Raw genomic sequence first — 13,590 nt, 5'->3', positions numbered from 1 at the left:
TTAAATTAGCTGGCTATAGATATATCTTGTTTATTATTGAGGGTTTTTAACATTAATTCTTGCATGTTACGGCAAGTATTATCCCAAGAATTATTAGCTAAGAAAGTATCAACTGCTGCTAACCAAGCTAACTTATCTTTTTTGTTTAGCTCTATTGTTATAGCTTCTATAAACTGCAACTTATTGTTAGCAATATGTACAAAGTTTTTTATGCCATAGGGCTTTACTACATCTCTAATAGCCGATGATACTACAGGTACGCCGGCCGCCAAATATTCTGGAGTTTTAGTAGGGCTGATAAATCTGGTAGACTCGTTAAGCATGAAAGGGATTAGGGCTACATCCCATTCGGCTAAGTAAGCAGGTAATTCGGTATAGTTTTTTTGCCCTAGGTAATGGATGTTTTTGTTTTTAGGTAAGGTTGTAGGGTCTATTTTAACTACTGGGCCTATCAATACAATTTGCCAATCTGGCTTTTCTACAGCAATAGCCTCAATAAGCTCAATATCAAAACGTTCGTCTATTACGCCGTAAAAACCAATTTTTGGGCCTATAATTTCTTGTTGGTCTGCCGGGCTTGTTTTAATTGTTCTGGCTTTTTGAAAATGCTCCTTTTCTATACTGCTAGGAAACGGATAAATATTAGCGTGTAAATGCTTTTTAGCTTCGTATAAAGAGTGGCCACCTGTAAAAATGATATCGGCTTTTTGTATAAGTTTCTTTTCTAAAACTTTTAACTCTTTTGGAGCAAACTTAAAGGCCGATAATTCATCCATACAGTCATATATGGTAAGTTTGGGTCTAAATTTATCTGTAAAAGCTAATGCCATTGGGGTATAATACCAAAAAGCAAAATCTTCTAAATCCTTTTGCGATAAGAAATTACTTAAAAAGCTTGTTAACAGATTGTTTACTTCATTTTCTTCTAAACCTACAGGTAAATGTGGTGTACAAACCCATAAACCAGGTTGTTTATTTTCTACAGAGAAATAGGGTTCTTCGGCATCAAAAAATGGCTCTTCTATAAAGTAGGTTTTCATCTGCTTCGCAAACCTGCTTAATAAATGTTGTGGTCTTTGAAATACAAAATCCCATCTTAGATGAGAAAAGCATAGCAAATTTTCTGGTAATGATTTAGTGATGTTTTTCATAATAATTAGCTGTCATATTTTTGGTAGATAATGGTTGGTTTTGACATCATGATGATAACATTTTATCCAAACCAAACAACTGATGAAATTTTATATCAGTTAATGGTTAAAATTCAAAGTGTGTGCCGTTAGTTCAGGTAGCATTTATCTGTATATCTTATAATTACACCAAAAGAAACATTGTTAATCTGCACAATAACTAATACGTTTATCTATTTTTTAGGACTATTTTTAATCGTCTTTTAGGTTAAGACTTTAAAAATTTACCGTATTAATACGTAAGGGAATTTTTTGTTTAATCTTTTGTTCATGACTTTTTTATCATCTAAGTAGTATCATTTAAGCTACAATAAAAATGAATATGCTACATAAAGCCTTATAAATAAGGGTTAGAGTTTAATAACCCGGGTGTTACCTCTAAAGCACCTGTTTTAAAATCAATGATACCATTCTTCTCGTCTTCAATATTAGTAGCTTGGGTATAAACATCGCCAGCAATTTCTCTCTTTCTTAACTCCGTTTTAAATTGTTTGATTGATATTTCTCTATCTGCTGCATCTTGCGGGCCGCCATAGTTAGCAAAACCAAATCCACCCCACTCGCTCACTAGTAAAGGCACTTGTTTACGATAAAAAAACGGATCGCCTACAACCAAAGGTAAAACAGCAACATGGTCTATTTGCCCGGATATCAAATTATCTAACATTTCTTTCCATCTTTCAAGCTCTGCCGTATATAAATGAGCCGTTAACAAATCACTTTTTAAGCGTCCTTGATAAGAAATATGTTGCCAGCCATCATTATCAACTACTAAAAACTGAGGATGCTCTATCTGCATAAAATGATACCTTTCTATGATGTAATTGCGGGTCTCAGGGTTACTGGCAATATCTTGTGCGCCCCAATCTTCGTTGTATAAACTCCATATAATAACGGATGGATGTGTTTCTATCAAGGCCAGCATTCGGTTTAACTCTTCCTTATGATTCATGCGGCTTTTATGACTAGAACTGTGTGGACTAGGTACCTCTAACCAAAGTAATAAACCCAGCTTATCTGCAATTTTATAAATACGGGGGTCTACCCCAGCAATATGAATTCTGACCAGGTTACACCCCAATTCTTTCATGGCATACATGTGCCTTTTTATTTCCTCATAAGTAGCTGTACCGGGCTGGTAAAGAATACCATCTAAATAAATTCTTTGATTGTTGAGATAAACATAAGCACCTCTGGCTTCAATTTTCCGGAGTCCAAAATGAGTTTCTATCTCCGCAGCATAGCCATTGATATCAACAAGCTGTGCCACCAACCTGTATAAGTGTGGAGACTCTGGCGACCAATACCTAGCTTCAGGAATCTCCATTACTAAGCGTTGTTGTTTTTCGCCAGCACTCAAAAGTAAAGGAAACTCATCTACAGCAATGGGCTCTTCTCCTTCTTGTTTTTTATGATACACCTTTAGTCGGATGGTATACAAACCTGGGTCGTGTATACGGGTAGTAAAATTAAATCTTACCAAATTATCCTCAACAACGCTTACTACACCCACTCTAGAACGTAACCTGTTTCTTTCTACCGCTTCTAACCATATACTTCTTACCGCCCCGGTATAAGTTTGGTACCAAATACCTCCTCTTTTATAAATATGAGATTCTTGTTTGCCTCTGGGGATATCTGCATCCATGCTTACCGCAATTCTTACCGTAATACGATTATCATTTTGTAGAAGCATCTCATCCAACTCATAAGAAAAAGAGGTATACTCGCCATAATGTATTTCCTCACCATCAATCGTTTTTAAATGATGTCCGTTTAACCAAACCTGCGTTTCGTAACCACAAGCACCAAAAGTTAATTGTAATTGGGATGACGGATGGATATCTTCCTTATGCATCACTGGCTTAGGGAAACTTCTTTCGTACCAAACCACATATTTATCGTACCAGCTCACATCAGATTTTAAACCATTTTTAATATGCTCTTCTACACTACCAGGCCATTGTGCTGTGTATTGATAATCATGATTAACATACCAGCTTTCTTGTAAACCTATATTTTCTGGGTCGATAGTAAATTTCCACTCGCCATCTAACAAAATAAAATGATTAGGACGAATAACGGCTCTAGGTAAAGGACTAATAAAATTTTCATCTAAAGAGTTTTCATCTTTACTTTTAGATAACCCGTAATTTGGATGTGCAGGTGTTATTTTAATCATGATGTTTATGTTTTTAAAATGAAGATGATGACCTAAACACTCAATACGTATGCCATAGCTTAAAATAGCTGTAAAACTATAATGCTACCGATTGCATAAATTGCCTTACATTTTCTATTTTTGGGTTTTTAAAAAATTAGTTATGGCACTAGAAAAAACCTGGCGATGGTTTGGCGTTAAAGATTCTATAAAGTTATCAGATTTAAAGCAATTTGGTGTAGAAGGAATTGTTACCGCTCTACACCATATTAAAGCTGGTGACGTTTGGCCTGTAGAAGAAATTTTAAAAGTTAAACAAGAAATTGAACGTTATGGTATGCGCTGGAGCGTGGTAGAAAGCCTTCCTGTTGCTGAAGAAATTAAAATTTACAGTCAAAAAAGAGCCATAGCTATAGAAAATTATAAGACTTCTCTTAAAAACTTGGCTTTATGTGGTATAGATACGGTTTGTTATAATTTTATGCCTGTATTAGATTGGGCCCGTACCAGTTTGCATTATAAGCATGATAACGGAGCCGAATCTATGTTATATGACCATGATACTTTTGCTGCTTTTGATATTTTTATTCTTGGTAGACCCAAGGCCGCACAAGATTACCCTAAAGAGGTTGTTGACAAAGCAAAAATCATTTTTGATGGGATGAGCGAGGAAGAGCAAAACACCCTGGCTTTTAACATTATTGTGGTAACCCAAGGTTTTATTAATGGTACTGTGGATAATGCCGCTACTTTTAAAGAAGATTTCTTATACTTCCTTAGCAGGTATGCAGATATTGATAAACCTAAGCTAAGACATCATTTAGCCAAATTTCTAGAAGATGTTTTACCAATTGCCGAGGAATATGGTATCAATTTATGTATCCATCCAGACGACCCTCCTTTTCCTTTGTTGGGCTTACCTAGAATTGCTAGTACCGAAGAAGATTTTGAATGGTTATTTAACCAATATCCATCTTTAAACAATGGTTTAACTTATTGCAGTGGCTCTTTATCAGTAAAAAATGATAACAATCTGATGGCTATTGCCAAACGTTTTGCAGAGCGTATACATTTTGTACACCTTAGAAATATTAAAAAATTGGGTGAAAGAAGTTTTTACGAATCAGCACATTTAGATGGTGTAGTAGACATGTATGGCATTTTAAAAATTTTACTGGAAGAACAAAAAAGGAGGATTACCGAAGGTAGAAAAGATACACGTATGCCTTTTAGACCAGACCACGGTTTAAAGATTTTAGATGATTTTCATAAAGATAGTAATCCTGGCTACCCTTTAATTGGGCGTATGAAAGGTTTATGCGAAATATCAGGCTTAACTTTAGGTATAGAGGGTGCTTGGAAATCGTAAATCTGGCGATTATTAAATGCTAAAGATCATATCCTCATCTGATATTGTAAATGCGTTTAGCAAAAATAGAATTGGTAAAATGAAGCAGCCATAAAAAAAGCGAGGCCAAAATGAGCCTCGCTTCTTTTTAATATAGCCATATTAAGCCCCTCTAATAATTCTTAACAGTACTGCAATAATTGCTATAACTAATAAGATGTGAATTAATCCTCCTCCAAATGGAGATACAAAAGCTCCGAAAACCCAGATAATAACTAATATAACTGCGATTAAATAAAGTAAATTTCCCATGTCCTTGTTTTTTATAGTTTTTAATGTTTTGATAATTATAAAATTACCTAAACCAAAACCAGACCAAAAACAGTTTTGTTATTTGGAAGTTAAAAAGGACATGTAAGCTTATTGCTAAACGTATATTTTTGTATACAAAAAAGCCCGATCATAACATTCGGGCTTTAATTTAGTATTCATCTTCATTAAAGAAGAAATCATCTTTTGTTGGATAATCCGGCCAAATTTCTTCAATGTTTTCATAAGGCTCGCCATCATCTTCCAAGGCTTGAAGATTTTCTATAACTTCTACAGGAGCACCTGAGCGGATAGCATAATCTATTAATTCGTCTTTAGTGGCTGGCCACGGAGCATCTTCTAAATGAGAAGCTAATTCTAATGTCCAATACATATTTCTTAGAATTTTAATTTAATCGCAAAAGTATATGAATAATTCATAGTTCCTAAAAAAGTTTTCAACATTATTTTAAACTCTAGGAATCCACTTGTTTTCTAAAATTTGATGATCTGCATTTACTTTTCTCGCTAAAGTAAACAAGTAATCAGACAAACGGTTTAGATATATGGTTATTTTATCATCAACAAAGCTCTCTTCTGCTAGGTGTACCACATTACGCTCGGCTCTTCTACAAACACATCTTGCTAAATGGCAATAAGAAGAAGCCGTTATACCGCCTGGTAAAATAAAATGCTTTAGAGGTTGTAGACTTTCGTTCATTTTATCTATTTCGTTTTCTAACAATAAGATATCTTCTTCATGTAAATCAGGGATTTTCATTTTAGATTTTTCTGGATCTGATGCCAGTGAGGAACCAATGGTAAACAACCTATCCTGAATTTCTTTTAGTATAGCTTTATCTTCATGGGCTATGTTTTGGTCACTAATTAAACCTATATAAGAATTTAACTCATCAACAGTTCCGTAAGATTCTATTCTAATGTGGTGCTTTGGAACCCTGGTTCCACCAATTAAAGAAGTATAACCTGTATCTCCGGTTTTGGTATATATTTTCATACTCATTGTTGAGTTAACTAAATAAAGCTTTTTTTGTTTAGAAAAATGAGCGTATTATAAAATTAGTTTAAACTTTTTCTGCTACAGTCTTAATATCCTGGTTTTGATAATCATCTTCCACCAAACCATCTCTCATCCGCACAATACGGTGTGCATGTTGCGCAATATCTTCTTCATGGGTAACCAAAATAATGGTATTGCCTTTTGCATGTATCTCCTCTATCAAGCCCATAATTTCTATAGATGTTTTGGTATCTAAATTCCCTGTTGGTTCATCAGCTAAAATAATAGAAGGATTATTGATTAAAGCTCTGGCAACTGCTACCCGTTGTCTTTGTCCTCCAGAAAGCTCGTTTGGTTTATGATGTAATCTGTTAGCTAAACCTACATTTGTTAAAGCAGTAGCCGCCCTTTCATCACGTTCCTTCTTAGCTATGCCGGCATAAACCAAAGGCAAGGCTACATTATCTTGTGCCGATGAACGCGGTAAAAGATTAAAAGTTTGAAAAACGAAGCCAATTTCTTTATTTCTAACCTCTGCAAGCTCGCTATCCGTCATTTGACTTACTTGAATACCATTTAAAATATATTCTCCTTTAGTGGGGGTATCTAAGCACCCCAAAATATTCATTAAAGTAGACTTTCCAGAGCCCGAAGGACCCATTAAAGCCACAAACTCCCCTTTGTTTATAGTAAGTGTTACAGATTTTATAGCATGTATGGTTTCTGAACCTATAACATACTTTCTACCTATATCTGTAATGGTTATTAATGGCTGCATGTGATTTTTTGTTTTGTATAAGACAAATTTCATAAACTTTTGTTACACCAAAATTTGCGATATTGTAAACATAAATAAATTGATGAATAAAGTCTATTATTGATATATACTAAAAATGAGGGCCTACAACCTGCTTTTTTACTGTGAAGAAGAAGAAGAAGAAGTCTTTTTCAACTTGTTTGAATTAACTTAACTCTCTTAAGTATGCCGCTAGTGTCTGTTAAAGATTGGAAAGCTGTCACTAAGATGCTTGACACTCAATTGGTTATCAGAAATTCTACTCAATAGTTTTCTTCTTCCTTTTAAAACAAAACATCATGTAAATCATCAATCTTTTAGATTAAGGCTTATATAAAATCACAAAACCCTTAGCTTATAGAGATTGCTTGTAAATCTCGAATAAACCAAGGGTTTTGGTTGAATTATTCAAAAAACTGTTTAAGCTACTTTTAAATTATCTGTTATAAGTTGAGTTTCTGCTACCTGAATAACTTCAACTTTTTCATTTTTAGCTGATTTCTTACTTAGTATGCTGAGATAAATATATCCAGCTCCTGCTGATATTAAGGATGCTATCAAAATACAGAATTTAGCTTGTAGCTGAAATAAAGGTAATGAAAATGATAACAGTGATACAAAAATAGACATGGTAAAACCTATTCCTCCTAACATCCCAACACCTATAACCTGTTTCCAGCTAGCTAATCTTGGCTTTTTAGCTACTTTAAGTTTTACCGCAATCCAAGAAGCTAGTGTAATACCAAGAGGTTTTCCTATAAATAAACCAGCTATGATACCTAAACCTAAAGGACTAAATACCCCATCTAACATTGCCGATTCGAACCTGATATTGGTATTTACAAATGCGAACAAAGGAATAATCACATAACCTACTGGTTTGCTTAAAGCATGTTCTAATTTTTCCATAGGAGAATATTTTCTTTTCTCGCTTGTAGCAGGAATGGCAATAGCTGTTAGTACGCCTGCAATAGTAGCATGTATACCGCTATGATGTATAAAGTACCATAAAGCTAAACCTGGTATGATATAAAATATTACTTTTCTAACACCAAAATAATTTAAAGACATTTGGAAAGCAAAAACACCTAAAGCTAATAATAAGTAGTTAAAATGAATATCAGAAGTATAAAATAAAGCAATAACCACAATAGCTCCTAAATCATCAACGATAGCTAATGCTGTTAAAAATATCTTCAGAGAGTTTGGTACTCTATTTCCTAAAACAGCTAATATTCCGATAGCAAAAGCTATGTCTGTAGCCATTGGAATTCCCCATCCTCCTTCTGTTTTTGCACCGTAATTAAACAAAAAATATAATGCTGCTGGCATTAACATACCTCCTAATGCCGCTATAATAGGTAAAGAAGCTTGTTTAACAGATTTTAACTCTCCATCTACTATTTCCCTCTTTATTTCTAGCCCTACATATAGAAAAAAAATAGCCATCAGACCATCATTTATCCAACTTAAGGTGCTATATTTTAAATCTAATCCAAAACCTTCAAAACCAAATTCAAAATTTAATAAGTTAATTAAATAATCACCTAATAGGGTGTTAGCTACTAAAATAGAAAGAACCATACATAAAATAAGTATAATCCCACCTTTAGACTCAGCTTCAATGAATTTTTTATAGATATTTTGGCTTAATTTTCTCATTTCTCTATAATTTTAATGCTTCTATTAATTTTTTCATTACAAATAAACAAAAATTACATATTAAATCTATTAATAACATAAAAAAACAATAACTTTTATTAAAATAACAAAAAAACAAAACAAAAAAAGCTAGAAATTCTAGCTTTTTTAAAATTTCACTTATAAAATTTCAATTTTTAAACTTCCTGCTGATGTTTTGCTATAGAATTTAAAACAAAAAAGCCCAAAATACCGGCTAAAACCGAGGCTATGAGAATAGAAAACTTAGCTTGTATCTGGTAATCATGCTCAGAAAATGATAACAATGCTATAAAAATAGACATGGTAAAACCAATACCTGCCAATAGACTTAATCCCAAAATTTGTTGCCATCTAGCACCTAAGGGTAAACTACTTATTTTCATTTTTACTGCTATAAAAGACATCAGCATAATACCTAACGGTTTACCAATTAACAATCCTATGATTATCCCTAAGCTTAAGGGGCTTGTAAGGCCATCTAACATGGTAGATTCGAACTTGATATTTGTATTGGCTAATGCAAATATGGGCATGATCAAAAAATTTACTGGTTTGACCAATACATGTTCTAACTTTTCTAAAGGAGATTCTTTATCATCTTCTGTAGTAGGCAGAAAAAATGCTGTTAAAACACCTGCAATTGTTGCATGAACACCAAAACCATGAACAAAATACCATAAAAATGCCCCCGGAATGATATACATCCAAATCTTTTGCACATTGAAGTAATTGAGTAAAAACAATATGGCTAAAACTCCCAAAATATAGGGTAAATAGCTTAAATGCAATTCTTCAGTGTAAAAAAACGCAATAACTAGTATAGCTCCCAAATCATCTACAATAGCTAAAGCAGTTAAAAATATCTTTAGTGATAAAGGCACCTTGTTTCCTAATAAAGAAATTACAGCTATGGCAAAAGCTATATCTGTAGCCATAGGAATACCCCAACCGTGTAATGTTGGCGCAGATGAATTGATGAGTGTATAAATTAAAGCTGGCGCTAACATCCCGCCAATGGCAGCAAAAATAGGTAAACTTGCTTGTTTGATAGAGGACAACTCTCCTTCTACCAGCTCTCTTTTAATTTCTAGACCCACTAAAAGAAAAAACACCGCCATTAAGCCATCATTAATCCATAACAATAGGGGGTATTGTAAGTGAATATTTTCAGAATGATAACCTATTTGTGTGTTTAACAAAGCTTCTAATGCAGGACCTAAAGCTGTATTAGCCAAAATCAGAGATATGATTACGCATACCATCAAGAGTATCCCTCCGGCAGATTGAGATTCGAAAAAATTTTTAAAGATTTTTAAATTAATAAGTTTCGGCATATTAAGTAATTTTTGATGAAAATTAAGGGCTACAGAAATTCGGCTAAATCTCCTTTTCCTTCACGGATGATTTCAAATTCGCCATCAAAACAGCTCACAACTGTAGAAGCTACATTATCGCCATAGCCACCATCTATAACCAAATCAACCTGATCTTTATATTTTTCATAAATTAATTCTGGATCTGTTGAGTATTCGATGATGTCATCATCATCATGAATAGATGTAGAAACTATAGGATTACCCAGCTCTTTTACGATACAGCGGGCTATAAGATTATCAGGAACACGGATACCTACTGTTTTTTTCTGACTAGATAAAAGCTTTGGAACTCTATTACTTGCATTAAAAATAAAGGTAAACGGCCCTGGTAAAGCTTTCTTTAAAACTCTAAAAGTGGTATTGTCTATGGGTTTGATATAATCTGATATATGACTTAGATCATAACAGATGAAAGAAAAATTAGCTTTTTCTGGCTTTATACCCCTTAAACGAGCAATTTTTTCTATCGCCTTGCTGTTCGTAATATCGCAACCTAATCCGTATACAGTATCTGTTGGGTAAATAATAATTCCACCTTTTTTTAATACTTGTACTACTTGTTCAATTGCTTTTTCGTTTGGATTCTCTTCGTATATACGTAACAGCATGATATTTTTTTTATCTAAAACAAAACTTATTGTATAGTATGCTATACAATTTTTATGCCTATTAACTCCTAAAACATGCGTTTAAAGGTATAAAAAGCTATTTTTTTATTTAACAGCCTTAAATATTTAACAAAAATACTCTTTTACGAGTTGGAATGGCATAGTATTCGTATTTGTCTTAACAAATCTAAAATTAAAATTATGAAAACTATGATAACTGAAGCAGCTAAAGATATAATAAGAAAGTTTGACCAGGAATTGTTCTCTATTTTAAGAGAAGATGTTAAAAAATTCCGTCAAAACCATCAAGATAATATGATAAACTTTAATACTAAAAGGTTTGATATGGAGCTAAAGCAAATTTTAGCAACCGAGTTAGAACAATTTAGGAAAAGAAATGCTACTACTTTAGCAAAAGTAAGTTAATAAAGCTATTCACTCTATCATATCATATATCAAGTAATCATGTCATCCTTAAAAATGATTACTTAACATGAAAAGAAGAAGGCCAGATTTTTATCCGGCCTTCTTTATTTAAATTAAAACTCTACATTTTTTGGAAAACGAGGGAAAGGAATTACATCCCGTATATTAGTCATACCGGTTACAAAAAGCACTAACCTTTCGAAACCTAGACCAAATCCAGCATGTGGCGCACTACCAAAACGACGCGTATCTAAGTACCAATATAATTCATCTTGCGGGATACCCAGTTCTTGCATACGTTGGGTTAATTTATCTAATCTTTCTTCTCTTTGAGAGCCTCCTACAATTTCCCCTATCCCAGGAAATAAAATATCCATAGCGGCAACAGTTTTTTTACCGTTAATTTCCTCCTCATTTTGTCTCATGTAAAATGATTTGATATCTGCAGGATAGTTAGTTAAGATTACTGGCTTTTTGAAATGCTTTTCTACCAAATACCTTTCATGTTCACTTTGTAAATCAGCACCCCACTCATCAATAATATAATTAAATTGCTTTTTCTGGTTTGGCTTAGAGCGTTTTAAAATCTCTATAGCTTCTGTATAAGTTAGGCGCTCAAAATTGTTGTCTAAGCAAAAGTTTAACTTTTCTAAAAGGTTAAGCTCGCTTCGCTCTGCTTGTGGTTTGTTTTTTTCTTCTTCTAGCAGTCGGTTTTTCAGAAATTCTAATTCATCTTTACAGTTATCTAATGCGTGTTTGATGACATATTTTAGTAAGTCTTCTGCTAGGTTCATATTGTCTTCAATATCAGCGAAAGCTACTTCAGGCTCTATCATCCAAAACTCCGCTAAATGTCTGGTGGTATTAGAGTTTTCTGCTCTAAAAGTTGGTCCAAAAGTATAAATCTCTCCTAAAGCCATCGCACCAAGCTCGCCTTCTAACTGACCAGAAACGGTTAAATTAGCTGAACGACCGAAGAAATCTTCTTTAAAGTTTACTTCACCGGCTTCTGTACGTGGGGTTTTATCAAAATCTAAAGTAGTTACTTTAAACATTTCACCGGCACCTTCTGCATCAGAAGCCGTGATAATTGGGGTATGTAAATAAACAAATCCTCTATCATGAAAAAATTGATGTATAGCAAAAGCTAGATGGTGCCTGATTTTAAATACCGCATTGAAGGTATTGGTACGAAAACGTAAGTGTGCAATTTCTCTTAGAAACTCTAAACTATGCTTTTTGGGTTGAAGTGGAAATTTCTCTGCATCACTTTCACCTAAAATTTCTACTGAGCTTGCCTTAACTTCTACCGTTTGGCCTTTACCTAAAGACTCAATTAACTTACCGGTAATTTTTAAAGCTGCGCCTGTAGTAATTTTCTTTAATATTTCATCCGGAGTTTGTTCAAAATCAACTACTACCTGCAAATTGGCCATACAAGAGCCATCATTTAAAGCAATAAATTGGTTATTTCTAAATGTTTTTACCCAACCCATTACTATTACCTCTTTGCCAAATGTGGTAGCTGCTAGCAAATTTTTAACTTTTTCTCTCTTAATCATATTCAATCGGATGTTTTTGATAAAGACCAAAAATACAAACCTTTCTGTTAATTAAAACAACAAATAGAACTATTAAGACCGTTAAAGCCTACAGGTGTTAATTTTTGTTAAAAAAGCTATTGGGTGGGTAGTGCTGTTAAACCATTGTTATGATTTGTATTCTTACCTATATAAAAATTTTAAACCCCATGATGATGAAAAAATTAATTCAAAAAGTTTCTATGGCTGGTATGCTATTGCTAGCTGTAACCGTGAGTTCTAAAGCACAAGAAGTTGCAAAAAGAAAAGGTCCACAAGGTGGTGGCCCTGGTAAAGAGCTTGTAGCCAATATGACAGAAGAACAAAAAGCATTAGCCAAAGCCAATATGGAACAACAAAAGGCAGATAGAGAAGCTTTAAGAGCAACTTTTACGGAAGAGCAAAAAGCAATTATGGCCAATCAAGAGCTAGATATGATGGCTAAAAGAAAAGCCTTAGAAGCAAGTTACACGCCAGCACAAAAAGAGATGGTTGCTAAACAAAAAGAGCAAGCTAAAGCGATGAGAGAAAAATTAGAAGCAACTTTTACGGAAGAACAAAAGGCAGCTATGAAAGAAAGACGAGCAAAGATGGGTGAAATGATTAAAGACAAAAGAAAAGCCGAATAAGTTCAAGAAAACTGATAAGACCGATGATATGCTGATAAAGGACCATCATCGGTCTTTTGCATTTAGATTTCATAAATAATTAAGGATGAAAGTTTTGCGATATTTTTCAAGATTTTTTTAAGAAATATTGCAGAATATGATTTGTAAGCCTATATTTGCAGCAATTCTTAACTATTGTTTTGAATGATGGTTGCATAGCTCAGCTGGATAGAGCAACTGCCTTCTAAGCAGTAGGTCTTTGGTTCGAATCCAAATGCGACCACCCTAAAAAGGCTTCAGAGATTATCTGAGGCCTTTTTTATTTCTAGAGGTTTTTGATTTAAAGAATGTAAAGAATTTGCGGATCAAGCGTAAAAGTTGAGGAGAGACATTAAGCATATATTTTAGCTAGTCTAAAAAGGAAGAACTTCACATTTCTTACGCCTCTGAACTGCGATCTGAAAGCTTTTATCTTGGCATTGAA

At 33.7% G+C, this 13,590-nt stretch carries 13 protein-coding genes and 1 tRNA gene; 4 read left to right on the top strand and 10 right to left on the bottom strand.

Annotation, left to right across the window (positions count from 1 at the left end):
* Nucleotides 1-5 precede the first annotated feature (5 nt).
* Complete coding sequence (locus B2745_RS06090) at nucleotides 6-1,151, bottom strand: glycosyltransferase family 1 protein (protein WP_304064357.1); 1,146 nt, start codon at nucleotides 1,149-1,151, stop codon at nucleotides 6-8.
* Between the two features lie 376 nt (nucleotides 1,152-1,527).
* Nucleotides 1,528-3,372: a sugar-binding domain-containing protein gene (locus B2745_RS06085; RefSeq protein ID WP_304064356.1), complete on the bottom strand. Its 1,845-nt coding sequence runs from the start codon at nucleotides 3,370-3,372 to the stop codon at nucleotides 1,528-1,530.
* 142 nt (nucleotides 3,373-3,514) lie between these two features.
* On the opposite strand from B2745_RS06085, the gene uxuA reads away from it, so the two are divergent.
* The gene (uxuA, locus tag B2745_RS06080) at nucleotides 3,515-4,720 is read left to right on the top strand and encodes a mannonate dehydratase (RefSeq protein ID WP_304064355.1); all 1,206 of its coding nucleotides are present in this window, start codon (nucleotides 3,515-3,517) and stop codon (nucleotides 4,718-4,720) included.
* Between the two features lie 141 nt (nucleotides 4,721-4,861).
* Here the strand turns inward: uxuA and B2745_RS06075 are convergent, their stop codons facing one another.
* The 7 genes from B2745_RS06075 to B2745_RS06045 form a co-directional block, all read right to left on the bottom strand.
* Nucleotides 4,862-5,011: a lmo0937 family membrane protein gene (locus B2745_RS06075; protein WP_155977818.1), complete on the bottom strand. Its 150-nt coding sequence runs from the start codon at nucleotides 5,009-5,011 to the stop codon at nucleotides 4,862-4,864.
* A 169-nt stretch (nucleotides 5,012-5,180) separates the two neighbouring features.
* Entirely contained in the window at nucleotides 5,181-5,402 is a 222-nt protein-coding gene (locus B2745_RS06070) for a DUF2795 domain-containing protein (RefSeq protein ID WP_002996718.1), read from the bottom strand.
* Between the two features lie 75 nt (nucleotides 5,403-5,477).
* Nucleotides 5,478-6,026, bottom strand: coding sequence for a cob(I)yrinic acid a,c-diamide adenosyltransferase (locus B2745_RS06065; protein ID WP_304064468.1), 549 nt, complete (start codon nucleotides 6,024-6,026; stop codon nucleotides 5,478-5,480).
* 67 nt (nucleotides 6,027-6,093) lie between these two features.
* Nucleotides 6,094-6,807 carry an ABC transporter ATP-binding protein gene (locus B2745_RS06060; protein WP_304064354.1) on the bottom strand — a complete coding sequence of 238 codons (714 nt, stop codon included), beginning with the start codon at nucleotides 6,805-6,807 and terminating at the stop codon, nucleotides 6,094-6,096.
* 438 nt (nucleotides 6,808-7,245) lie between these two features.
* A complete protein-coding gene (gene nhaA, locus B2745_RS06055; RefSeq protein WP_304064353.1) occupies nucleotides 7,246-8,487 on the bottom strand; it encodes a Na+/H+ antiporter NhaA in 1,242 nt (413 codons plus the stop codon).
* A 176-nt stretch (nucleotides 8,488-8,663) separates the two neighbouring features.
* Entirely contained in the window at nucleotides 8,664-9,842 is a 1,179-nt protein-coding gene (gene nhaA, locus B2745_RS06050) for a Na+/H+ antiporter NhaA (protein ID WP_304064352.1), read from the bottom strand.
* Nucleotides 9,843-9,871: 29 nt separating this feature from the next.
* Nucleotides 9,872-10,492: an L-threonylcarbamoyladenylate synthase gene (locus B2745_RS06045; RefSeq protein ID WP_304064351.1), complete on the bottom strand. Its 621-nt coding sequence runs from the start codon at nucleotides 10,490-10,492 to the stop codon at nucleotides 9,872-9,874.
* Nucleotides 10,493-10,693: 201 nt separating this feature from the next.
* Here B2745_RS06045 and B2745_RS06040 point away from each other — a divergent pair, with 201 nt between their 5' ends.
* On the top strand, nucleotides 10,694-10,918 hold the full coding sequence (locus B2745_RS06040) for a hypothetical protein (RefSeq protein ID WP_304064350.1): 225 nt from the start codon (nucleotides 10,694-10,696) through the stop codon (nucleotides 10,916-10,918).
* Between the two features lie 113 nt (nucleotides 10,919-11,031).
* Here the strand turns inward: B2745_RS06040 and asnS are convergent, their stop codons facing one another.
* Nucleotides 11,032-12,480, bottom strand: a complete 1,449-nt coding sequence (gene asnS / locus B2745_RS06035) for an asparagine--tRNA ligase (protein ID WP_304064349.1) — start codon at nucleotides 12,478-12,480, stop codon at nucleotides 11,032-11,034.
* 194 nt (nucleotides 12,481-12,674) lie between these two features.
* On the opposite strand from asnS, the gene B2745_RS06030 reads away from it, so the two are divergent.
* Nucleotides 12,675-13,127: a hypothetical protein gene (locus tag B2745_RS06030; protein ID WP_304064348.1), complete on the top strand. Its 453-nt coding sequence runs from the start codon at nucleotides 12,675-12,677 to the stop codon at nucleotides 13,125-13,127.
* A 188-nt stretch (nucleotides 13,128-13,315) separates the two neighbouring features.
* Nucleotides 13,316-13,389: transfer RNA gene (locus tag B2745_RS06025), tRNA-Arg, on the top strand.
* Nucleotides 13,390-13,590: the final 201 nt, after the last annotated feature.

This window comes from Pedobacter glucosidilyticus (assembly GCF_002483235.1).
Classification (GTDB): domain Bacteria; phylum Bacteroidota; class Bacteroidia; order Sphingobacteriales; family Sphingobacteriaceae; genus Pseudopedobacter; species Pseudopedobacter glucosidilyticum_B.
Note: the sequence above shows the minus strand (reverse complement) of the source record. Positions and strands in the feature narration are given on the sequence as shown.

Excerpts from the sequence above, each read along its gene's own strand:
- B2745_RS06040 (WP_304064350.1), top strand. The coding sequence starts at position 10,694 with ATGAAAACTATGATAACTGAAGCAGCTAAAGATATAATAAGAAAGTTT.
- B2745_RS06075 (WP_155977818.1), bottom strand. The coding sequence starts at position 5,011 with ATGGGAAATTTACTTTATTTAATCGCAGTTATATTAGTTATTATCTGG.
- B2745_RS06060 (WP_304064354.1), bottom strand. The coding sequence starts at position 6,807 with ATGCAGCCATTAATAACCATTACAGATATAGGTAGAAAGTATGTTATA.
- B2745_RS06085 (WP_304064356.1), bottom strand. The coding sequence starts at position 3,372 with ATGATTAAAATAACACCTGCACATCCAAATTACGGGTTATCTAAAAGT.
- B2745_RS06090 (WP_304064357.1), bottom strand. The coding sequence starts at position 1,151 with ATGAAAAACATCACTAAATCATTACCAGAAAATTTGCTATGCTTTTCT.
- B2745_RS06065 (WP_304064468.1), bottom strand. The coding sequence starts at position 6,026 with ATGAAAATATATACCAAAACCGGAGATACAGGTTATACTTCTTTAATT.
- B2745_RS06030 (WP_304064348.1), top strand. The coding sequence starts at position 12,675 with ATGAAAAAATTAATTCAAAAAGTTTCTATGGCTGGTATGCTATTGCTA.
- B2745_RS06070 (WP_002996718.1), bottom strand. The coding sequence starts at position 5,402 with ATGTATTGGACATTAGAATTAGCTTCTCATTTAGAAGATGCTCCGTGG.
- B2745_RS06045 (WP_304064351.1), bottom strand. The coding sequence starts at position 10,492 with ATGCTGTTACGTATATACGAAGAGAATCCAAACGAAAAAGCAATTGAA.
- asnS (WP_304064349.1), bottom strand. The coding sequence starts at position 12,480 with ATGATTAAGAGAGAAAAAGTTAAAAATTTGCTAGCAGCTACCACATTT.
- nhaA (WP_304064352.1), bottom strand. The coding sequence starts at position 9,842 with ATGCCGAAACTTATTAATTTAAAAATCTTTAAAAATTTTTTCGAATCT.
- uxuA (WP_304064355.1), top strand. The coding sequence starts at position 3,515 with ATGGCACTAGAAAAAACCTGGCGATGGTTTGGCGTTAAAGATTCTATA.
- nhaA (WP_304064353.1), bottom strand. The coding sequence starts at position 8,487 with ATGAGAAAATTAAGCCAAAATATCTATAAAAAATTCATTGAAGCTGAG.